The 245-nt window shown below is 50.2% G+C and carries 1 protein-coding gene; it reads left to right on the forward strand.

Annotated elements, in window-relative coordinates; translation table 11 throughout:
* Positions 1-245 (forward strand): FAD-binding protein (locus B3180_RS14465; protein ID WP_286845204.1); only part of this gene is annotated, 245 nt, incomplete at both ends.

The raw sequence follows: 245 nt of genomic DNA on the forward strand, positions 1-245 counted from the left end.
GGCGAACGCTTCATGGAGCGTTACGCTCCAAACGCGAAAGACCTTGCTTCACGTGACGTTGTTGCTCGTTCAATGATGACAGAAATTCGTGAAGGCCGTGGTTGTGAAGGCCCTTGGGGACCTCACCTGAAACTGAAATTGGATCACTTGGGTAAAGAGACTCTGGAAAGTCGTCTTCCGGGCGTTTGTGACTTGTCACGTACCTTCGCTCACGTTGACCCGGTAAAAGAACCAATTCCTGTTAT

Origin of the sequence: Idiomarina sp. UBA4206 (genome assembly GCF_002383015.1) — a bacterium.
Taxonomy (GTDB): domain Bacteria; phylum Pseudomonadota; class Gammaproteobacteria; order Enterobacterales; family Alteromonadaceae; genus Idiomarina; species Idiomarina abyssalis.